The 21,585-nt window shown below is 63.3% G+C and carries 19 protein-coding genes and 1 tRNA gene; 7 read left to right on the top strand and 13 right to left on the bottom strand.

All coding sequences use genetic code 11. From position 1 onward, the window contains the following. Together NEZ08_RS06220 and NEZ08_RS06215 are read right to left on the bottom strand one after the other, a co-directional pair. Positions 1–1,791 carry an acyl-CoA dehydrogenase C-terminal domain-containing protein gene (locus tag NEZ08_RS06220; RefSeq protein WP_298105277.1) on the bottom strand — a complete coding sequence of 597 codons (1,791 nt, stop codon included), beginning with the start codon at positions 1,789–1,791 and terminating at the stop codon, positions 1–3. 117 nt (positions 1,792–1,908) lie between these two features. Next, positions 1,909–2,298, bottom strand: a complete 390-nt coding sequence (locus tag NEZ08_RS06215) for a nuclear transport factor 2 family protein (protein WP_298105275.1) — start codon at positions 2,296–2,298, stop codon at positions 1,909–1,911. A 150-nt stretch (positions 2,299–2,448) separates the two neighbouring features. On the opposite strand from NEZ08_RS06215, the gene NEZ08_RS06210 reads away from it, so the two are divergent. From NEZ08_RS06210 to NEZ08_RS06190, 5 genes are all read left to right on the top strand, one after another. Further along, the gene (locus tag NEZ08_RS06210) at positions 2,449–3,045 is read left to right on the top strand and encodes a PadR family transcriptional regulator (protein ID WP_298105272.1); all 597 of its coding nucleotides are present in this window, start codon (positions 2,449–2,451) and stop codon (positions 3,043–3,045) included. Between the two features lie 201 nt (positions 3,046–3,246). Next, entirely contained in the window at positions 3,247–6,549 is a 3,303-nt protein-coding gene (locus tag NEZ08_RS06205; RefSeq protein WP_298105270.1) for a hypothetical protein, read from the top strand. Between the two features lie 330 nt (positions 6,550–6,879). Next, positions 6,880–7,806 (top strand): sulfite exporter TauE/SafE family protein, encoded by a 927-nt coding sequence (locus NEZ08_RS06200; protein ID WP_298105268.1) that lies wholly within the window; start codon positions 6,880–6,882, stop codon positions 7,804–7,806. A 32-nt stretch (positions 7,807–7,838) separates the two neighbouring features. Then, positions 7,839–8,594, top strand: coding sequence for a TIGR02186 family protein (locus NEZ08_RS06195; protein ID WP_298105434.1), 756 nt, complete (start codon positions 7,839–7,841; stop codon positions 8,592–8,594). A 159-nt stretch (positions 8,595–8,753) separates the two neighbouring features. Next, positions 8,754–11,225 carry a hypothetical protein gene (locus NEZ08_RS06190; RefSeq protein ID WP_298105265.1) on the top strand — a complete coding sequence of 824 codons (2,472 nt, stop codon included), beginning with the start codon at positions 8,754–8,756 and terminating at the stop codon, positions 11,223–11,225. Positions 11,226–11,229: 4 nt separating this feature from the next. On the opposite strand, the gene NEZ08_RS06185 is transcribed toward NEZ08_RS06190, so the two are convergent. Next, on the bottom strand, positions 11,230–12,000 hold the full coding sequence (locus NEZ08_RS06185; protein ID WP_298105262.1) for an MBL fold metallo-hydrolase: 771 nt from the start codon (positions 11,998–12,000) through the stop codon (positions 11,230–11,232). Positions 12,001–12,009: 9 nt separating this feature from the next. Continuing rightward, complete coding sequence (locus NEZ08_RS06180) at positions 12,010–12,951, bottom strand: DMT family transporter (protein ID WP_298105260.1); 942 nt, start codon at positions 12,949–12,951, stop codon at positions 12,010–12,012. A 97-nt stretch (positions 12,952–13,048) separates the two neighbouring features. Between NEZ08_RS06180 and NEZ08_RS06175 the strand changes: the two genes are divergently transcribed. Continuing rightward, entirely contained in the window at positions 13,049–13,912 is an 864-nt protein-coding gene (locus NEZ08_RS06175; protein WP_298105258.1) for a LysR family transcriptional regulator, read from the top strand. A 13-nt stretch (positions 13,913–13,925) separates the two neighbouring features. On the opposite strand, the gene NEZ08_RS06170 is transcribed toward NEZ08_RS06175, so the two are convergent. The 3 genes from NEZ08_RS06170 to maiA are packed head-to-tail and all read right to left on the bottom strand — an operon-like array spanning position 13,926 to position 16,247. After that, entirely contained in the window at positions 13,926–15,119 is a 1,194-nt protein-coding gene (locus tag NEZ08_RS06170; protein WP_298105255.1) for a 3-hydroxybenzoate 6-monooxygenase, read from the bottom strand. After that, the gene (locus tag NEZ08_RS06165) at positions 15,119–15,625 is read right to left on the bottom strand and encodes a MarR family winged helix-turn-helix transcriptional regulator (protein WP_298105252.1); all 507 of its coding nucleotides are present in this window, start codon (positions 15,623–15,625) and stop codon (positions 15,119–15,121) included. The genes NEZ08_RS06170 and NEZ08_RS06165 overlap by 1 nt, the downstream gene beginning before the upstream one ends. Continuing rightward, on the bottom strand, positions 15,615–16,247 hold the full coding sequence (maiA, locus tag NEZ08_RS06160) for a maleylacetoacetate isomerase (protein ID WP_298105249.1): 633 nt from the start codon (positions 16,245–16,247) through the stop codon (positions 15,615–15,617). The genes NEZ08_RS06165 and maiA overlap by 11 nt, the downstream gene beginning before the upstream one ends. Before the next feature lie 113 nt (positions 16,248–16,360). Between maiA and gtdA the strand changes: the two genes are divergently transcribed. After that, positions 16,361–17,401: a gentisate 1,2-dioxygenase gene (gtdA, locus tag NEZ08_RS06155; RefSeq protein ID WP_298105245.1), complete on the top strand. Its 1,041-nt coding sequence runs from the start codon at positions 16,361–16,363 to the stop codon at positions 17,399–17,401. Positions 17,402–17,490: 89 nt separating this feature from the next. Here gtdA and NEZ08_RS06150 read toward each other — a convergent pair whose 3' ends face one another. The 6 genes from NEZ08_RS06150 to NEZ08_RS06125 all read right to left on the bottom strand — a co-directional run bounded on the left by NEZ08_RS06150 (position 17,491) and on the right by NEZ08_RS06125 (position 21,484). Next, positions 17,491–18,324 (bottom strand): ABC transporter permease, encoded by an 834-nt coding sequence (locus tag NEZ08_RS06150; RefSeq protein WP_298105243.1) that lies wholly within the window; start codon positions 18,322–18,324, stop codon positions 17,491–17,493. Continuing rightward, positions 18,317–19,090 carry an ABC transporter ATP-binding protein gene (locus NEZ08_RS06145; protein ID WP_298105431.1) on the bottom strand — a complete coding sequence of 258 codons (774 nt, stop codon included), beginning with the start codon at positions 19,088–19,090 and terminating at the stop codon, positions 18,317–18,319. Before NEZ08_RS06145 ends, NEZ08_RS06150 begins: the two co-directional genes overlap by 8 nt. 152 nt (positions 19,091–19,242) lie before the next feature. Continuing rightward, positions 19,243–20,247, bottom strand: a complete 1,005-nt coding sequence (locus tag NEZ08_RS06140) for an ABC transporter substrate-binding protein (RefSeq protein WP_298105240.1) — start codon at positions 20,245–20,247, stop codon at positions 19,243–19,245. Continuing rightward, positions 20,234–20,671 carry a hypothetical protein gene (locus NEZ08_RS06135; protein ID WP_298105237.1) on the bottom strand — a complete coding sequence of 146 codons (438 nt, stop codon included), beginning with the start codon at positions 20,669–20,671 and terminating at the stop codon, positions 20,234–20,236. The genes NEZ08_RS06140 and NEZ08_RS06135 overlap by 14 nt, the downstream gene beginning before the upstream one ends. 38 nt (positions 20,672–20,709) lie before the next feature. After that, positions 20,710–21,390 carry an alpha/beta family hydrolase gene (locus NEZ08_RS06130; RefSeq protein WP_298105234.1) on the bottom strand — a complete coding sequence of 227 codons (681 nt, stop codon included), beginning with the start codon at positions 21,388–21,390 and terminating at the stop codon, positions 20,710–20,712. Between the two features lie 17 nt (positions 21,391–21,407). After that, positions 21,408–21,484: transfer RNA gene (locus tag NEZ08_RS06125), tRNA-Arg, on the bottom strand. Positions 21,485–21,585 lie beyond the last annotated feature (101 nt).

The following is a 21,585-nucleotide window of genomic DNA, read 5'->3' as shown; positions in this document are numbered from 1 at the left end:
TCAGAAAGCGTCCGCCGCCAGTTCCATGATCGTCGCGCTTCCGCTCTGGATCCGCGCCAGATGTGTCGATGTCGCCGGCAGCACCCGCTCCATGAAGAAGCGGCCGGTCACAAGCTTGGTCGAGAGATAGGCCGTCGCGCCGCCGCCTGCAATCTTGTCCTGGGCGACCTTGGCCATTTTGGCCCACATATAGCCGAGCGTCACGAGGCCGAACAAATGCATGTAATCGGTGGCGGCCGCGCCGGCATTGTCAGGCTTCATCATGGCGTTCTGCATCAGCCAGGTGGTGGCCTGCTGGAGGTGACCGAGCGCGGTGGACAGCGGCGCGACAAAGGGCTTCATCGCCTCGTCACCGCCGTGCTCCCTGGCGAAGCTGCCGACCTCGCCGAAGAACGCCATCACGGCGCGGCCGCCGTCACGCGGCAATTTGCGCCCCACCAGATCGAGCGCCTGAATGCCGTTGGCGCCTTCGTAGATCATGGCGATCCGCGCATCACGCACGAACTGCTCCATCCCCTGCTCGGCAATATAGCCGTGGCCGCCATACATCTGCTGCGCCTGGACCGCGTTGGCGAAGCCGGTTTCGGTGAGATAGCCTTTCAGGACCGGGGTCATCAAACCCATGTGATCGTCGGCGGCCTCGCGGTCCTTGGGATCGCTGGAGCGGTGGGCGACGTCGCTCTTCAGCGAGGTCCACACCACCATGGCGCGTGCCGCTTCGTTGAAGGCGCGGATTGTGAGCAAAGTACGCCGCACATCCGGATGCACGATGATTGGATCGGCGGGCTTGTCTTTTTCCTGTGGTCCGGACAGCGCGCGCCCCTGCAAGCGGTCGCGGGCATAGGCCGCGGCGTTCTGATAGGCGACTTCCGACTGCGCCAGACCCTGCACACCGACACCGAGCCGCGCCTCGTTCATCATCACGAACATGGCCTGCATACCCTTGTTCTCGCCGCCCACCAGCCAGCCGGTGGCGCCGTCGTAGTTCATGACGCAGGTCGAATTGCCGTGAATGCCCATCTTGTGCTCGATCGAGCCGCAGCTGACGCCATTACGCTGCCCCAGCGAACCGTCGGCATTGACCAGGAATTTCGGCACTACGAAGAGCGAGATGCCCTTGATGCCGCTAGGGGCGCCTTCGATCCGCGCCAGCACCAGATGGATGATATTGGAGGCCAGATCATGCTCGCCGGCCGAAATGAAAATCTTGGTGCCGGAGATCTTGTAGCTGCCGTCGCCCTGCTTGACCGCCTTGGTGCGGATCAGACCAAGATCGGTGCCGCATTGCGGCTCGGTAAGGTTCATGGTGCCGGTCCATTCGCCGGCCACCATTTTCGGCACGTAGGTCGATTTCTGTTCAGCGCTGCCATGGACCAACAGCGCCGCCGTTGCCCCCATCGTGAGGCCGCCATACATGGAGAAGGCCATGTTCGCCGAGGATAGAAATTCCGTGACGCTCTGGCTCAGTGTCATCGGGAGGCCCTGGCCGCCATATTCCGTCGGCGCCGAAAGGCCGAGCCAGCCACCTTCGGCGACCTGCCTGTACGCCTCTCTAAATCCCTTCGGCGTCGTCACGCTGCCGTCGTCGTGACGGATACAGCCTTCGAGATCGCCGACGCGATTGAGCGGCTGCAGCACTTCTTCGCTGAGCTTGGCGGCCTCGCCTAGGATCGCCTCGCGAACGTCGGCCGACGCGTCGCTGAAGCCCGGAAGATTGTCGTAGCGATCAATCTGAAAGACGTCGTTGAGCAGGAATTGGACGTCTTCGACAGGCGCTTTGTAGATCGGCATGACGTTCTCCCGGCAAGTCGTGTTGGCGTTTCCTTAGGAAAGGCTCAAAGGGAACCTTAGCCATTTCCTTGGGTCGAGGGCAGCACCTATCCCGCTACATCACCGTCTTTCGATAGGTCACGGCGTCTTCCCCAGCTGCTCGGCCATCAGGCGATGCAGCAGATTGATGGCTTTCAGCGGACGAACCATCACCTTGAAACGCGTGATGCGGCCCTCGGCGTCGCAGGTGATGATATCGACGCCGTTGATCGTGATCCCGTCAATGTCATTTGCGAATTCAAGCACCGCCCCGGTATCGTTGGTCCATTCGCCGGTAAAGCGGAAGGTTGGCCCGCCCAGGATTTTGACCACGCTGGTGAGATATTTGAATGTGATGTCGCGGCCGCGCTGCGGCGTATGCACGACGGGGCTCTCGAATACCACGTCCGGATGGAGCGAGTCCCAAAGGACTGCAGGATCGTGGGACCTGACAAAGTCGCGCCATCGCTGAAGGCCGGTCGTGTTCAAAGGACGCCTCCCATGCTTGGCCGCATCGACAGCCAACGGACACACGGTTCATCTCATTCCTCAATATGCATATTGACGCATATGCGCTTATATGCATAAAGTCAAGTGTTGCGGCCCGGATCGTTCGATATCTGAAGGAGAGCCCGACCTTTGGCCCTCGGTGATGCCATCCTCGCCTGCCTGACCGAGCGGCCCATGACGGGCTACGAGCTCGCCAAGACCTTCGATTCCTCGATCGGCTTTTTCTGGAAAGCCGATCATCAGCAGATCTATCGCGAGCTGTCCAAGCTGCGCGAGCGCGGCCACATCCACGGCCGCGAGGTCGTCCAGACCGGCAAGCCCAATAAGCTGGTCTACACGCTGACGGCCGAAGGCAGGGCCGCCTTCAGGCATTGGGCGGCCCGCCCTTCGACCCCGGCGCAGATCAAGGACGACCTCCTGATCCGGATCTATGCGCTCGATGCGGTGGATGTCGAACCGCTTCGCGCCGACCTCATGGCGCGGCTGGAGCATCACCGCGACCGCTACGAACGCTATGAGCGGATTCTGAAAAAGCGTTTTCCGCTCAATACGGCGCTGCCGGCCGACCTGGGCAAGCTGCTCGGGCTTCGCATCGGCATGCGGTACGAGCGAATGGTAGCCGAGTGGTGCGAAGAGGCGATCACTGCGCTGTCGGCTATCCAGGATACGGCGAATGTCGTGCAGCTCGACGCTGCGACACGGGAGCGGACCGGCTCGACCGAATGAGCCGGCCGGCAGAAAAATCAAGCCGATCGTAAAGTTTACGAGCGCCCGGCCGCCTTTCCTTAACCCGTTATTTACCGTGACGCGAAAAAGTCGACCTGCAGAGGCAGACGACCCGCGCCGAATTCGATTGTCTGTATTTCGGGACGCGCGGGGAGGCCGGAGGCGCCAGGTGGAGCGCCGAAAGCGGAACCGGACAGAAGCATGAATTCGCGCGTATCGTGGAGTAATGAAGGCATCGATCCTGCCGTCCGGGAGCGGGCCGAGGCCGCGGCTCGCCGCGCCGGGGTGTCGCTGAACGACTGGCTCAACCTCAACCTGGGCGACGCTGCGCCGCCGAGCTTCCGCGGTGCTGCCGATCAGCGGCCGCCAGCGCCGGCGCAGCAAAGCCGCGATGTCGCCGATATCCACCAGCGGCTCGACGCGATCGCCCGTCAGATCGAACAGATTTCGCAAGGACGCCCGCGGAGCGAAGCTCCACGCGGCGAGCCGCCCGTCGCCAAGCAACTGAACGACGCCATCGCCCGACTCGATGCGCGGCTGTCACAGATTTCCAATCCCGCCCCGGCGCGCCAGCGCGAGGCGCAGGAAAAGCAGCGCCAGACCGAGATGGTCGAACGCGCCGCCGCGCAGGTCTACCGCCCCTCGCCTCCGCTCAATCCAGCCTCGTTCGACTCGGCGATTGCGGAAATTTCCGCTCGCCAGAACGAACTCGACCAGGTTGCGGCGACCCCGACGCTTCGCAGCGCGCCGCCCATTGCGCCGACGCCCGGTTTCGCGCCGCCCGCGGCCGCCCACGCTCCGCCGTCTCCGGGCCCGGATTTCTCTTCGCTGGAGCGGCATCTCCTCAAGATCACGAGCGAGATCGAGTCGCTGCGACGGCCGGATCACATCGAGCAATCGATTGAAGCCTTTCGCAGCGAATTGAGCGAAATCCGCCAAGCCATCACCGAGGCGATGCCGCGCCGCGCAATCGAATCGATCGAAAGCGACATCCGATCGCTTTCCCGCCGGATCGACGACAACAAGCAGAACGGCAGCGACAGCCAGGCGCTCGCCAGCATCGAGCGTGCCCTCGGCGAAATCCGCGAGGTCTTGCGCTCGCTGACGCCAGCCGAACAGCTGGCAGGCTATGATCAGGCAATTCGTAACCTGACCGCGAAGCTCGATCAGATCATTCGGGCCAACGACGATCCGTCGACCATTCACCAGCTCGAAAGTGCGATCGCAGCACTTCGCGCCATCGTCTCCAACGTCGCTTCCAACGACGCCCTGGCACGACTTTCCGACGACGTGCACACGTTGTCTGCCAAGGTCGATCAATTGGCCCGACCGGACGACCGATCGGACTCGCTCGCCGCACTTGAACAGCGCATCGCCGCATTGATGTCCTCGCTCGAGAGCCGCGAACAGCGTCCGGCCGCAAGCGAAAACACCGAGCAGATCGAACGAGCCCTGATGGCGCTGTCCGATCGACTCGACCGCATCCCGGTCGGCAATGACAACGCCGCTGCCTTTGCCCATCTGGAACAGCGCGTCTCCTACCTGCTCGAACGGCTGGAAGCCTCGAGCGACTCCCGCTCCGGCAACCTCGGACGGGTCGAGGAAGGCCTTCAGGACATCCTGCACCATCTCGAACGCCAGAATGCCAGCTTTGCCAGCTTCGTCGCCGACAGCCGCAGCGAGCCGCCGACCGGCCGGGACAGCGAACTGACGGACCTCGTCAAGCGCGAATTGTCCGACATTCGCTTCAGCCAGGCGGAAACCAATCGTCACACCCAGGATTCGCTGGAAGCCGTCCACAACACGCTGGGCCACGTGGTCGATCGCCTCTCAACGATCGAGGGCGACCTGCGTGCGGTACGCACTCAGCCGGCACCGCCGATGGCGGCGCAGCCCGTACCTCCATCGGCGATCGAGCCTTCCTATTCGCCGCCGCCGATGGGCGAGCCGGAGGCTGGACCAAGCTACGCGGAAGACCCTCCGCCGGCGCCGAGTCCAGCCACACCGCAGGAAGCCTTTGCGGCTGCGCCGCGGGATTTCCGTGCGGCTGAGCCATTACAACCGGCCGCCGCTCGCACCATCGGCGAGATCCTCGAGCCGCACACTGCACCATCCCGCGTGTCGATCGCCCCGGAGCTGCCGCCCGATCACCCCCTTGAGCCGGGCACCCGGCCATCGGGACGAGCCGCTTCACCGGCGGAGCGCATCGCGGCTTCGGAGAGCGCGATCAGCAGCATTCCCGCGGCCGTACCGAAGGAACCAGTCAGCACCTCGAGCTTCATCGCCGCCGCGCGACGCGCCGCGCAGGCCGCGGCCGCCGCGCCGCCGTCCGACAAGGCCGGAAAACAACCGAAGGCCGCACCGGCCAACGGTCAGGCCGCAGCTTCGACGATCACCTCGAAGATCCGCTCGCTGCTCGTCGGCGCCAGCGTCGTCGTGATCGTGCTCGGCACGTTCAAGATGGCCATGACGCTGCTCGACAGCGGCGAACCGACGGCGATGCCCGCTGTGGAGAGATCGGGCGATTCAGCACCAGCGGCTGCTGCCGGAAGCGGCGCAACTCTGGCGCCGGCGCCGACCGGGCCCTCGATGACATCGCCGGTTCCGATCGGACGACAGTCCTTCAATGCCGCCCCTGACAGAGCCGACAGCGCCGCCTCAGGCCCTCTTCCGCAGGACTCGTCGTCAGCCGCGGCAAACGACGACGTGACCGGAACAATCCCGCTTGCGAAGAATGTTTCGAGCCCGCCGAAATTGGCGATGATCGCGGTGCCGCCGACCGAAAGGCTGCCGGAGTCCATCGGCGGTCCTGTTCTACGCGCCGCCGTGCTCAAGGGCGATCCGAGCGCGGCATATGAGGTCGCGGTGCGCTTCGCCGAAGGCAAAGGCGTCGCGGTGAACTACGACGAGGCGGCCAAATGGTTCGATCGCGCGGCGCAGGCCGGCGTGGTACCGGCAATCTTCCGCCTTGGAACCTTCTACGAGAAGGGCCTGAGCGTAACGAAGGACGTCGACATCGCCCGTCGCTACTACACTCAGGCTGCTGAACGCGGCAACGCCAAGGCGATGCACAACCTCGCGGTGCTCTATGCCGACGGCGGCGGCAAGGGCGCCGACTACAAGAGCGCGGCGCAGTGGTTCCGCAAGGCTGCGGACCGCGGTATCGCCGACAGCCAGTACAATCTCGGCATTCTCTACGCCCGCGGCATCGGCGTCGACCAGAACCTCGCAGAATCCTTCAAATGGTTCAGCCTCGCCGCGGCGCAGGGCGACGTCGACGCCGGCCGCAAGCGCGACGACATTGCCAAGCGGCTGGACCCGCAGTCGCTCGCCGCCGCCAAGCTCGCGATCCAGACCTTTACGGCCGAGCCTCAGCCCGACGATGCCGTCAATGTGGCAAGCCCCGCTGGCGGATGGGATTCCGCACCGGCCCAAGCAACGCCGACGCTGGCAAAGCCGGCCGCCAGGGCAGCCGGAGCCAAGCGCACGGCGTCGGCCCACTGAAGTCAAGCGGCGCGCTTGAGGCGCCGCCGAACCATTCCGATCCGACAAGTTCGATTGGACGATCGGCGGCTGATCCGACCGATCAACTGGCTTTGCGTTGCCGGATCACAATCGCGAAGGTCACGAAGGCGGCTCGCCGTTAACAGGTATTTTTCACCACATCCAAAGTTGCGGGCGGCGATCGGCAAAAAAACGCGCTGCGTGCGGATTCTTTAATCCCTCCAATTACCGATTTCGGCTATGCAGGGATGCGGCTTTCTCCGCGCTCCCAAGAAACCTGGCCCCGGGGCGGTTTCCGCCGGCCTCACGGTCCATCCGGAAACGACGCGCGTGCAGCTTTATCTCCCGATCGCTGACATTCCGGTCAACATTTTTCTTATCCTCGCCATGGGCGCGGCGGTCGGCTTTGTCTCCGGCATGTTCGGCATCGGCGGCGGATTCCTGATGACGCCGCTTTTGATCTTCATCGGCATCGCGCCGTCGGTCGCGGTCGCCTCCGTCGCCAGCCACATCGCAGCCTCGTCCTTTTCCGGCGCGATTACCTACTGGCGACGCCGCGCCATCGATCCGGCTCTCGCGCTCGTGCTGTTATGCGGCGGCACGATTGGTACGGCGCTCGGCGTCTGGACCTTTACGCTGCTGCGTTCGCTCGGCCAGCTCGACCTGATGATCGCCCTCTCCTACGTCGTGCTGCTGACCACCGTCGGCGGGTTGATGTTCTGGGAAGGCCTGCGCTCGATGCTCCGCGTCCGCCGCGGCATGGCGGTGTCGCTGCGCCGGTCCGGCAGCCACGGCTGGGTCCATGGCCTGCCGTTCAAGATGCGCTTCAAGCGCTCCAAGATCTATCTGTCCGTCATTCCCGTGATCGGTGTCGGACTGATCATCGGATTCATCGGCGCCATCATGGGCATTGGCGGCGGCTTCATCCTCGTGCCGATCATGATCTATTTCCTGCGCGTGCCGACCTCAACGGTGATCGGCACCTCGATGGTGCTGACGCTGGTCACCATGGTGTTCGCCACGCTCCTGCATGCGATCACCAACCATCTGGTCGATGCCGTGCTGGCACTGGTCCTGATGACAGGCGGCGTCACCGGGGCCCAATTCGGCGCCCGCGCGGGCCAAAAGATTCGCGGCGAGCATCTGCGGCTCCTGCTCGGACTTCTGATTCTGGCAGTCGGCATTCGCTTTGCCTACGAACTTGTCATCCGCCCGGACGATCTCTTTACCATCCGCCAAACCGGAGGCGCCGTATGAGCGGACGCGTCCTCTGCGCCGTCTTTGCAGCGATGATCGCGCTCGGCGCAGCCGGCATCGCTCAGCCGGCGCGCGCAGAACGGCTGATCGTCTCGGTCTCGAATCATCGCGTGACCGTGACGCCGGCCTATTCCGGCGAGGAGTTGGTGCTGTTCGGCTCAGTCGAGAAGGACGCCTCCACGCCGCCCGGCCGCAACAACTACGATCTCGTTGTCACGGTCATCGGGCCCCGCGCCGACATGGTGACGCGGCGCAAGGAACGCAAATTCGGCATCTGGATCAATACCGACTACCGCGAATTCATACAGGTGCCGACTTATCTCGCACTGTTCTCGAACCGCCCGTTCGATGCGATCGCTTCGCCCGACGTGGAGCGGCGGCAGCAGCTCGGTCTCAACAACGTGCTGCTGACCCAGCGGGTGGGCACCGATTATGCCGACGTCGTACCCAATGATGCCTTCCGCAGCGCCTTTGTCCGACTGCGCCGCGAACAGGGCCTCTATCGCGAAGAGACGTCGGCCGTGACCTTCCTGACGCCAACGCTGTTCCGCACCGGCATTCCCCTGCCGGCCGCCGTGCCGATCGGCACCTACAAGGTCGAGATCAAGCTGTTCGCCGATGGCGCCCTGATCACGCGGACCGACACCGCTTTCGACATCGTCAAGGTCGGCTTCGAGCAATTCGTCGCCACGGCCGCCCGTCAGGACGGGCTGGTGTACGGCCTGTTCACCGCCTTCATGGCGCTGATGGCCGGCTGGATGGCCTCGGTCGTGTTCCGCAAGGATTAACGCTCCGACAGCACCGTTGTATTGCGCCCCAGTCTATCGCTAAACCGAAGCTACCGAACGGCGCGACAATCCGCCCGCGCTCTTAAGCAAACATTATGCAAGGTATCGTAGGAAGCAGGTTGCGTCGCAGACTGGCCGCAATCCATCAAGGATTCTACCTTGCAAGCATCCGTTCGAATTCCCGGCCGCTGCTATTTCGCGATTTTTGCCCTGGCGACGGCAACCCTGTCTTACCAGATTTTGATCACGCGATTCTTCAGCGTGATGTTGTACTACCATTTCGCATTCGCCGCCATTTCACTCGCCATGCTCGGGCTGACCCGCGGGGCGATGGAGGTCTATAACCATCCCGCCCGCTACACCCCGGAGCGCGTTGGGATCGAGTTCGCAAGGCACGCCTCCTGGTTTGCGATGACCGGCGTTAGCGCGATGGCAGCCTTTCTGTGCGTACCCCTCGTGGCTCCCGCCGCATACGTGACGGTGGCGCTGGGAATCGCGACGATCGCATTTGTGAAGCCCTTCACCGAAAGCGGCGTCTGTATAACGCTCTTGCTGACTCGCCTGCCCTACAGCGGCGGCTGGCTCTATGCGGCTGATCTTGCGGGGGCAGCGCTCGGATGCATTGGCGTGATCCTGCTGCTGCTTGTCGTCGACCCCGTCAGCGCAACGATGGGGATCGCCGCTTTTGCCGCGGGCGCGGGCTGGATCATGGCACGCGGTAGCGCGGACCTCCGCAGTGCGCGGCTGAGCGGCGCGGTCGCACTGATCTTGACGATCGTAACGGCCATGCACGCGGGTCTGGATATTTCCGGCAAGAGCCATCTCGGCGTGTTCTGGGCCAAGGGCGTTCGGCAGACGGGCACATTGTTTGAACGCTGGAACACCTACTCCCGCATTCGGGTGATTGCACTCGGCGAGTCCGAGCCGTTCGGTTGGGGCTTTGCCCGTGCGCCCAAGACGAGGATTGATCAGCACATCCTCGACATCGATGCCGGTGCAAACACCGTCATTACGCGCAACGACGGCGATCTCGACAAGGCGGCTTACCTGAAGGACGACGTCATCAATGCCGCTTATCTGGTCGAGCCGGTTACCGACGTGGCGGTCGTCGGCGTCGGCGGCGGGCGCGACATTCTTTCCGGGCTGCTGTTTGGCGCGAAGCATATCCGCGGGATTGAGATCAACCCCGCGATCTTCGAAGTCCTCACGGATAAGTTCGCCGACTTCTCCGGTCATCTCGATCGTCAGCCTGGCGTATCTCTGGTCAACGCCGAGGCGCGCAGCTACATCAATCATTCCTCCGAGCGCTACGACCTTGTGCAGATTTCACTGATCGACACCTGGGCGGCTACGGCGGCCGGCGGGCTGACGCTGACCGAGAACCGGCTTTATACGGTGGACGCATGGGACGATTTTTACCGGTCTTTGAAACCGGGCGGAATGCTGTCGGTATCGCGCTGGTTTGACCCCAAGAGCCATCGCGTCGAGCTTCACCGGCTTGTTGCGATCGCAGCCAGCGCACTGCAGCGTCAAGGTGTGCCTGCCGCCGAGTTGTCGAAGCATGTCATCGCTGTGAACGTCGACAACATCGTCACCGTGATAACCCGCCCGGACGCACTGACGAACGCCGAATGGCTTAAGGCGCAGGCGAAACTCGAAGCGCAAGGTTTCAAGGTCCTGATCGGACCGGACGTCGCTTACGACGCAATTACCTCGACGCTGATGTCCGGCAAGGCCGACCGCGCCTTCTTCGCATCTCTGGTCGAAAACATCACCCCTTCGACCGACGATAATCCGTTCTTCTTTTTTACCGAGCGCTTCCGCAATCTCTTCACCAAGCCCTCGGCGACGCTTTCCAACAACAATGCGGCGATCAGCACGACGCTGATATTGATCTTGGTGGCGCTGTGCGCCTGCGTTTACTACATCTTCGTTCCGTTCCTCCGGCTGGCGAAGCGGATGCCGCCGTCGGCACTGACGCCGCCGTTGGCATATTTCTGCGCGATCGGCATGGGCTTCATGCTGATCGAGGTCTCGCAGATGCAGCGGCTGGCGGTCTTCCTCGGACATCCCGTCTATGGGCTCGCCGTCGTCCTTTTCACGATCCTCCTTTTCAGTGGAATCGGCAGCACCACTGTTACCGCCGGCTACCCCCGGCCGGGCGCAGTGATCGTCAGGGCCGCTGCCCTGTTGGTAACGCTCACTGTCGCAGGACTGCTCACTCCCTTACTGACCACTGTGGCGCGATCGGCGGCCACCGACGCCCGCATTCTGCTGTCGGTGCTGTTGCTGGCACCGCCGGCATTCTGCATGGGAATGATGTTCCCGCTCGGACTGAGCGTCTGGCGCGACCGATCGGAGTTGCTTCCGTTCTTTTGGAGCGCCAACGGCATTACGTCGATGCTCGCGTCCGTGCTCGGCATGGCCTTGTCGATCGCTTTCGGCATTGCCAACACCTACGCGATCGGCGTGGGCTTCTATGCGGTCTGCGCCATCATGATTGCCGTAAGCCGCGGAGCCGGCCGCGCGAGAGAGGATGAGACCGGCCTTGAAGCCAATATTGTGGCTCCCTCCATCCAGCCGGCGCTAGCCGAATCGATTGGCGGCATCCCGGACAGGCAACCGGCCTGACCAGCTAGCGTGGCAACTCGATAGCGGTCGCGACACCCGCCTCAAGCAGCTTCAGGCGCGCTCCGCATCCGAGCGCATCGAAAGAGGCGCGCAAATCGGCCGCGTTTTGCCTGAAGTGCGCCCATCCATCGGTATGGAGCGGCACGATCACGGCATCGGGAAAGGCGCGCGCGGTCTCGATCGTGTCGTTGGTGTCCATCGTCAGATGAAACGGACCGCGGGTCTGCGCCGCGCCCGCGAACGGCATCACGACGCCGGCCTTGAAGCGTCGCGCCACTTCCGCCACGCCGTCATACCAGACGGTATCGCCGCTGATATAGATCGGACGAAATTCCTTTGAGACGAGCACGAAGCCGATGACGTCACCGGACAACGGTTCAATCCCGTGGGGGCCGTGGCGCGCCGGCGTCGCCACGACCGTCAGCGAGCGCCCGCCTTTCGACAACTCTGTGCTGGTCCAGGGCGCGAGACCTTCGGCATGGCCGCCGAGCCTTTTCGCTCCCGCCTCCGTCGTCAGCACGCGCTTGGCCTTCGGCAGGAAGTGCTTGCCGGATTCGTCCAGGTTATCGGCGTGCTGATCGTGACTGAGCAGGACCGCGTCGATCTCCCCGATCGCTTCCAGCGCCAGTGCCGGTCCGGAGAGCTTTTCCAGTTTGACATGCGGCAGTTGGTAGGTGCCGGGCAGATCGAAGGTCGGATCGGTGAGCAGGCGAAAGCCGTCGATTTCGATCAGAGCAGTCGGGCCACCGATCAAGGTGAGGGTGAGCGAAGACATCGAACTCTCCTATCGTGAAGCGGCAGACGTCGCGGCTGCGGCCGGACGTGTCACGAGATAGATACCGAGCGCCACCGGAACAATCCCCAGGAGATCGCGGATCGCGACATGCTCGCCCAGCACAATCCAGGCGAACAGCATGCCAAGCGGCGGCATCAGGAAGTGATAGGCGCTTGCGGCCGTCGCACCGCAAGCCCGCAGCAGATGGAACCAGAGCACATAGGCCAGCATCGATCCGCCCAGCGTGAGAAACGCGAACGCACCGAGGAGCTGGACGTTCGGCACAATGTCGCTCACGCTGGAAAATGTGAAGGCAATCGGAGTCAGGACGATGCCGGCGGCCATGTTTTGCACGCCGTTGCCGATCCAGAGCGAGCCTTTCGGCGCCAGAAGCTTGAACAGAATGGTTCCGGCGACGATCGACGCCAGCGAGGCAAAGGTGAAGAGGATGCCGTGCAGGCTGTCGGTGCCGACCGACAAGCGATGCCAGACGATCAGCCCGACGCCGAGAATGCCGAGCAGAAGTCCAAAGACCTTGCGCCAGGCAAGTTGCTCGTTGAGCAGGAGCGCCGCGAACACAGCCGTGAACACCGGATTGGCGCTGACGATCAGGCCGCCGAGACCGGCGGACACGCTCTTCAGGCCGGTATAGCCGAGGCCGAGATAGAGCGCGTTGTTGGCGACGCCGATCAGGGCGAACACCAGCGTATCCCGAAGCGACAGTGACCAGCGGTCGCCGCGCAGCGCAACCGTGCCGTGAATCAGCATGCCGGCCAGCGAGAAGCGGGCCGCCAGCAGGATCAGCGGCGGACAATAGGTGACGCCGATTTTGCCGGCGACGAAGGCATAGCTCCAAAGCAGGCAGAACAGTGCGATCAGGAGCGGAAGCGAATTGAGGGCGGCTCGCGGTCCCGCGACCGACGGGACGACCGATGAGGTGGCCTGAGACATGGGGCATTCTCCTTGCCCATGATCTAGGTCCGCCCCTTGCTATTTGGAAATTAAATAATAAACTACTATCCAGTGGAAAAATAAATGGCTTACTCTCATGCTGGACCTCGAGCTGTTGCGCAGTTTTGTGTCGGTGGTGGACGCTGGCGGCTTCACCCGCGCTGGGGAGCGCGTCCATCGCACCCAGTCCACCGTGAGCCAGCAGATCAAGCGGCTGGAAGACGATATCGGCCAGCCGCTTCTTAATCGCAGCGGCAAGGATGTGACGCCGACTGAAACCGGCGAGCGGCTGTTGTTCTATGCGCGGCGACTTCTCGCCCTGGAAGAAGAGGCCCGTGACGTGCTGGCGCGGCCGGGCAATGAAGGCGCGGTGAGGCTCGGGGTGCCGGAAGATTTCGCTGCCTATCGGCTGGCCAAGCTGCTGGCGAGCTTTTCGCGGTCCCACCCCAATCTGCGACTCGACGTCCGCGCCGATCAAAGCGTGAATTTGAAGCGCGATCTCGAGCGCGGCGATCTCGACCTCGCGCTGTTCAAGCGAACGGCTGGCGAAAAGGGCGGTATCGCCGTGTGGCCGGAGCGCGTGCACTGGGTCACCAGCAAGAGCCATCCGATCGATGCGAGAGCCGGCTCCGTGCCGCTGATCGGCTTTCCGCTCGGCTGTCTCTATCGCGCCGGCGCGATCCACGCGCTGGAAAGCGCCGGCCGAACCTGGCACATGGCCTATTCGAGCTCCAGCCTTGCCGGCATTCAGGCCGCAATCGCCGCCGGCATGGGTTTGGGGATTCTATCGGAAATGTCGATCCAGGCTGACCATCGCGTGCTCACGGCCAAGGAGGGCTTCTCTCCGATCGACCGCACCGAAGTCGCACTGGTCGCATCGCCCGACGCCAGCCCCGCGACCCTGCGGCTTGCCGAGCGCCTCGCCGAGTTCTGCGACGCGGTGCAGGCCAAGGCCGCTTAAGACTGGCACGATCTCACGCCGTCAGGCCCGTGCCGCCGTAGAGCCAGGCGAGATCGCCATACCATTCGCCTTGCGACTTCGCGCCCATGATGGCGTTGCGCAAGCGGGCATGTTCGCCCGAGGGGTGATAGATGTGCTCGCCGATGGCGCGCGACAGCATCTGCACCCGCGCCGTGCGCGGGAAACGCTGCGCGCGGTATTTCTCCAGAGCGTTGGCGTGATCGCCGGCATGGCTGCCGAGCATGTGAGAAAGACACACAGCATCTTCCATCGCCTGGCAGGCGCCTTGCGCGAAATATTGCAGCATGGGATGGGCGGCATCGCCGAGCAGCACGACGCGGCCGTCGACCCAGCGCTCGGTCGGGTCGCGGTCGCAGAGCACCCAGAGTTTCCAGTTGGTGCCGTGGCGGATGATCTCGAGCGCACGCTCATTGATGTGCGCGAACCCCCTCATCACCTCGTCATGGGGCACCGGCTTGCCGGCGACCGGCTCCGGGGCGTCGTTGTGACAGGTGACGACGAGGTTGAACACCTTCCAGCCCGAAAGCGGATAATGCACGAGGTGGCATTTCGGTCCGGCCCACAGCGTCGCTGCGTTCCACCGCAGGTCTTCCGGCATCTGCTCGGTCGGAATCACCGAGCGATACGTCGTGTGGCCGGAGACGCGCGGCTTGCTGTCGCCAACCACTTGCTTGCGGATGTTCGACCATAATCCGTCTGCACCGACCAGGAGCGAACCGGTGACGCGATCGCCGGAGGCGAGGCGTGCGGTCACCGACGTGCCGTCCTGGTCATAGCCTGTGATCTCCGAGCTGACGCGCAGATCGATCAGATCGGAATCGCGGCAGGCCTTGAGGAATACGCCATGCAAATCGCCGCGATGCACCACGGCATAGGGATTGCCGAAGCGCGTGCGAAACGCATCGCCAAGGTCGACGTGACAGATTTCCTTTGCCGTCATTGCATCCATCAGCCGCAGCTGATCGACATAGACCGCCATGTTGCGCGCGGCCTCGCCGACGCCAAGATAGTCGAAGGCGTGAAATGCATTCGGCCCGAGCTGAATGCCGGCGCCGATCTCGCCGAGGACTGACGCCTTCTCGAGCAGGATTGATCGGATGCCCTTTTGCGCAAGGCCCAACGCCACCGCGAGGCCTCCGATGCCGCCGCCCGCGATCAGGACCGGTTGTCTGTCAGCACCCGCCATCAGCCTACCTTCCCCAAATGCTCCAACGCATCCTCGGCCCGGAGCGGCACGCGCGAGGCCTCGTTGTTAAGATCGACGAGCTGCGCAAGCAGCACCAGCAGCGTCTTGCGATCGGCTGGTTTCAGCGGCTGCAACATCCGCACCTGTGCGCGATCGACTGCAGGCATGATGTCGCGAAGCAGGCTGCTGCCGGCCTTGGTCAGGTACAGAAGCTTGACGCGCTTGTCCTCTGGTGCCGGCTTGCGTTCGATATAGCCCTTGGCTTCCAGCCGCTCGATCACGCTGCCGAGCGTCGAACGGTCGAAGGCGATCACGGCAGAGAGTCGCGTCGCGTCGATACCGGGATGGGTGCGGATCGCGATCAGCGCGGCGTATTGCACCGGCGTCAGGTCGAAATCGCGGCATTCCTCGATGAAGATGGCGACCGCGATCTGCTGCATCCGGCGAAACAGATAGCCTGGCGCGGTGTAGACCGCGTCCATCGTTATGTCGGGCCTATTCTGCATCAGCCTGCCGCTCCGGTGCGGCCTCGGCGAACGCCTTGAGGGCTTTCGCCGCCGATTCCGCTTTCAGCAAACGGGGAAAGGCCGCAACGTCGACGCCGAACCGGCGCGCATTGGCAAGCTGCGGCACCAGACAGAGATCGGCGAGGGTCGGCGTATCGCCAAAGCAGAATGGCCCGGCTTCGCTGGCGATCAGCTTTTCGCAGGCCATGAGGCCTTCGCGGTTGGCCCACGCCGCCCATTCCGTGACCTTGTCTTCGGCAAGGCCGAGTTCGCGCAGCCGCGCCAGAACTTTCAGGTTCTGCACCGGATGGATGTCGCAGGCCACCACTTGCGCGAAGGCACGCACAAGCGCGCGCCGCAGCGGCTCCTTCGGCAACAGCGGCGGTGCGGGATGTGTCTCATCCAGCCACTCGATGATCGCAAGCGATTGGGTGAGAACGGAGCCGCCGTCCCCTTCCAGCGTTGGAACGAGCCCTTGCGGATTGATCGCGAGATAGCCGGGAGCGTGCTGCTCGCCCCTGCGCAAATGATGGCTCAGGTGTTCCGCGCTCAAGCCCTTCAGGTTCAACGCAATTCTGACCCGATATGACGCGCTGCTGCGGAAATAGCCGTGCAGCTTCATGGACGACCTCCCGTTTTATTTATCGCGTAACCCTTTAGGGGCGCGATTGACGCTAGCCATATTGGCAGTATACTGTCAATTGAGAACAAGATAACATTATGGGAGGTCGAGCCATGGAAGCGGTGCAAAAAACACCGGAACGCGAGGCGTTCTACAAGAAGATCGACGGCGAAAATCTCTCCGCCCTGTGGAACGTGCTCGGTGACCTGATCACGCCGGAGCCGAAGAGCGCCTGCCAGCCTCACTTGTGGAAGTTCGACGCCATCCGCGCCTACATGAACGAGGCCGGCAAGCTGATCACCGCCAAGGAAGCCGAGCGGCGCGTGCTGGTACTGGAAAATCCGGGACTGCGCGGCCAGTCGAAGATCACGACCTCGCTGTTTGCCGGCGTGCAGATGGTGGTGCCGGGCGATATCGCCCCCGCACACCGGCACAGCCAGTCGGCGCTGCGTTTCGTGCTCGAAGGCAAGGGCGCCTTTACCTCGGTCGATGGCGAGCGCACCGCGATGTCGCCGGGCGATTTCGTCATCACGCCGGCCTGGACCTGGCACGATCATTCCAACGAAACCAAGGAGCCGATGTTCTGGCTCGATGGCCTCGACATTCCGATGGTGAAATTCTTCGATGCCTCCTTCGCGGAAGGCCTGAAGGAAGACCAGCAGAAGATCACCCGCGTCGCCGGCGACAGCTTTGCGCGTTACGGCCGCAACCTGCTGCCAGTCGACGAGAAGCGCAAATCGAAGACTTCGCCGATCTTCAATTATCCCTATTCCTACACGCGCGAGGCGCTGGAGACTGCCAGGCAGCGCGACGAATGGGACGCCTGCCACGGCTTGAAGCTGAAGTTCTCCAACCCCGAAACCGGCGACTTCGCGATGCCGACCATCGGCACCTTCATTCAGCTGCTGCCGAAGGGCTTCAAGACCGCGCGCTATCGCTCGACAGACGCGACCGTGTTCGCCGCGATCGAAGGCAAGGGCCGCACAAGGATCGGTGACCAGACCTTTGAATGGGGGCCGCGCGACCTGTTCGTGGTGCCGAGCTGGCACTGGGTCACCCACGAGGCCGACGCGGATTCGGTGCTGTTCTCCTTCTCCGACCGCCCGGTGCAGCAGAAGCTCGACCTGTTCCGCGAGGATCGCGGCAACGCATAACAACCCGCCGTCACTCAACCCTTTGATGGCCGGGCATAGCCGTTTGAAGAACGGCTAGGCCGCTTGACGACCATTGTTGGGGCTCACGGTCACCGCCAATGCAACAGCCGCTTCTCGAGCCGGCTGATCAGCCATCCGACCAAAAGGCCAAACAGCGACAGGATGACCACTCCGGCGAGCAGCTGATCGGTCTGCATCAGATTGCCGGCCTGTAGCACGAATGCGCCGATGCCGTATTCGGCGCCGATCATTTCGGCGCTGACGACGAGCAGCAGCGCGATCGACGCGGTAATACGAAAGCCCGCAAGGATCGACGGCAGGGCGCCGGGCCAGACCACGCGGCGAACGATCGTCAGGAACGGGACATTGAAGCTCTGCGCCATCCGAATGAGGTTGCGCGGCACGGCATCGACGCCGCTATAGACCGAGATCGCGGTGGAGAAGAAAACGCCGAGCGCAATGGTCGCGATCTTCGGCTCCTCGCCGATGCCGAGCCAGAGGATCAGAAGCGGCAGCAGCGCGATCTTGGGGATCGGAAACAGCGCCGAGATGAAGGTGATGCCGACGCTGCGCGCCAACGTCGAGAGCCCGATCGCAAAGCCGACGATGATTCCGGCCACGGTGCCGAGCAGCCAGCCCGTGCCGATCCGCATCATCGAATAAGCGAGATGCTGCCAGAGCGCGCCTGACGAGGCGAGTTGAACGATGGCGCGCGCGATCGCAAGCGGGCTCGGCAGGAATATCGGATTGACCAGCGACAGGCTGCCGGCGGCTTGCCAAAGCACGATGACGACGGCGAGCGCGAGCAGGCCGGCATAGCGCGAGGTTTTCGGCGAGAAGCCGCCGCCGCGAAATGCAACCTTGCGCAGGTTATCGCCGCCAGCTTGCAGCGCCTGGGACTTTTCTCCGGCGCGGTCAAGCATCCTGGACCTCGCGTTCGGCGTCGATCGCCTCGCTCCGGATCAGCGACCAAAGTTCGGCTTGCAACGCCGTGAGCTTTTCGCGCCCGCGGATCTCGCCACGCTCGGCGCGCGTCAACGGAATGCTGACGACCTCGCGAACACGGCCGGGACGGCGCGACAGCACGACAATGCGATCCGCCAGCCGCACCGCTTCTTCGAGATTGTGGGTGACATAGACCGCACCCATCGCGGCCTCCGCCAGCAGCCGGCTGAAATCCTCCATCAGCAATTCGCGGGTCTGCGAATCGAGCGCTGACAGCGGCTCATCCATCAGCAGGATCGCAGGCCTCACGGCGATCGCACGTGCAATGCCGACACGCTGACGCATGCCGCCGGAAAGCTGCTTCGGATAGGCGGTACGAAAATCCGACAGACCGATGCGGCGCAGGACATCGTCGACGACGGCACGCCGCGCGGCGGAATCCGACATCGCATGGCAGAGCGGGAATTCGATATTTTCCGCAACCGTGCACCAGGGCAGAAGTGCGAAATCCTGAAACACGAAGGTCAGCGGATTGAGACTTTGCGGCGAAGCCGCGCCCCGCAATTCCGCCGCGCCTGAGGATGGCTGCAACAGCCCGCCGAGGATCGACAGCAGCGTGCTCTTGCCGCAGCCGGAAGGACCGACGACGGCGACCACTTCGCCGGCTCGAACGGTGAACGAGACGGCGTCGAGCACATTGAGCGTGCCGAATCGATGCGAGATGTGATTGGCGATCAGGTCCACTCGGTTCAGCCTGCTGTTGTCGGTCCTCATGGTTCGAGGCGGGCTTCGCCCTTCTCCCCGTGAGGAGAGATTTTCACGGACGGGGATAGCACCATCTGCTCATCCTGAGGAGCCGCAACGCGGTGTCTCCAAGGACGAAGCCGCGCGGCCGCTCAATCCGGCTTCACGAAATCCTTGGCGATGATCGCATCGACCGTGACACCCTTGTCGACAAAACCCTCGCCCTGCAACCACGCGATCTGGTGGGCGACGTTCTTGACGTCCAGCCTTCCCTCGGGATCGATATAGGCGCAATTGCCGACCACCTGTTCGAGCGGCAGATTGGTGTACTTGGCGATGATCTCGAGCAGCGGCCGGGTCTTGTCGTTGATTGGTGCCTTGCCGCCGGCGACGGCTGCGAGGATGACGTCATGATATTCGCGGTCGGCGCGGGCGATCGCCGCAAGAAATTTCGTCACGAGCGCTTTTTTCTCAAGCGTCCTCGGCGAAGCGAACACTGCGCCCACCTGCCACGGCGTCTCATCACCGACCCAGCCGAGCAGTTTTGCCCCGCCGTCGTCCATCAATTTGCGCGCGGCCGAGACCGGCAGCAAGGCGGCATCGACGGTCTCTCCCTTCAGCGCAGCGGCGACATTCGACAGCGACTGCAGCGGCACCACCCGGATGTCGGAAAGCCTGAAGCCGTCGCGATCGGCCAGAAGCCCGAGCGAGTAATGGAAGCTGGAGCCGATCTGCGTCACCGCGACGCGCTTGCCGGCGAGATCCTTCGGCGTCTTCAGGCCATTGGCATAGGCCTTGTTGCTGGCGAAATAGCCGATCAGCGGATAGCCGGCCTTTGCGCGGCTCATGCCGCCGATCACCTTCAGCGTGCCCTTGCCGGCAAGGTTATAAAGCCCGGCGGTGAAGGCGGTGACACCGATATCGACATCGCCCGAGGTCGTCGCCACCGCAATCGGCTGCGCCGCATCGAAGAATTTCAGGTCGATGTCGAGACCCGCATCGCGAAAATATCCCTTGTCCTGCGCGATGAAGACCGGCGCCGATGACGACAATTTCAAGACGCCGACCCGCGCCTTGAGAGCATCATCGGCTCGCGCGCTCACGCTGATGGTCAGCGTCAGCACCAAAGTCAGGAAAAAGAGTTCAAACGCCTTCATCCGGCTTTTCAGGCGGGACGCAGGTTTTTCGATGGATGTGAATTTCAAGTCGGATTTCCGGTGGATCAGGGGAATATAATGCCCCGGGCTGACATTTTTTGCTATCGAAGATCGGCATCACCACCGTCGGCAGCACCGCAGCCGAATATGAAAGCAGCGCATGATCTCCGTCCGAACGAAAGGTCTCGCCTTCACGCTCGCCGCCCTTGTGACTTGCGCCGGGCTGATGGTGAGCGTTGCTCCCGCGACTGCAGTGGAACAATGCCGGTTCATCCAGGCTAAGGCAGAGCGCGAAGCCTGCTATCAGCGGCAGGAGGCCGAACTGGCCGCCAAACGAAAGCCTCCTGAGCCGCGTCGCGATGCGACCATGGAAGCGCTCGAGCAGATGAAGCAGGAAGACCAGGCGCTGGACCGGCAGATCCACGGCATCTGCCGCGGGTGTTGAAGGCCTGGTTGCCGCATTCAGACGACCGAATCCATCCAGCGGGCGAACGCATCGATCATCTGGTTCATCACCTCGACGTCATTGCGGCCCGAGCGCGCCAGCACGTGGAAGGAATGATCGGCGCCTTCGACCAGATGCAAGGTCGCGCGCGGACCGAGGTGTTGCACGACCGGGCCGATCAGCGCCACTTCGGCCAGGGTGTCACGCGTTCCCTGCAGGAACAACATGGGAATATCGATCCCGGCAAGGTGATCGGCGCGGTCAGTCGACGGTTTTCCCGCCGGATGCAAGGGAAAGCCGACAAAAGCGATGCCGCGCACGCCCGGCAAGGGAGACGCCGCCTGCGCCTGCGAGGTCATGCGGCCGCCAAAGGATTTGCCGCCGGCGATCAATGGAAGACGCGGGAAGATTCGTCCGGCTTCCGTGACGGCGGCGCGCACAGCTGCCTGCGCGACGGCCGGCGCATCCGGCCGCTTGCTGCCCTTTTCCATGTAGGGGAATTGATAGCGCAGGCTGGCAATCCCGCGCCCGCAAAGGCCTCCCGCAAACGTCGCCATGAAGGAATGGGCCATTCCGGCACCCGCGCCATGGGCGAAGACGAAGCAGGCGCGTGACGCCTCGGGACGCAGCACGAGCGCGGAGAGCGGCCCGGACTTTCCGGCTTCGAACGTCAGTTGCTGCGGGCTATCAGCTTTCATCCGAACAGCTGAAAGAATGGCGATCCCGGCATGACTCGAACATGCGACCTACGGTTTAGGAAACCGTCGCTCTATCCAGCTGAGCTACGGGACCGGAGTATTTCGCTTCTGTGAAGCGTCAACTCGGCTTTCATGTATCAGAGCCGCCCCCGGATCGCCAGCCTCTGGGCGCCTGCCGGTCGGCCGATTTTCGAC

The organism is Bradyrhizobium sp., from assembly GCF_027451485.1.
GTDB lineage: Bacteria > Pseudomonadota > Alphaproteobacteria > Rhizobiales > Xanthobacteraceae > Bradyrhizobium.
This window is presented reverse-complemented; position numbering and strand designations above follow the sequence as displayed.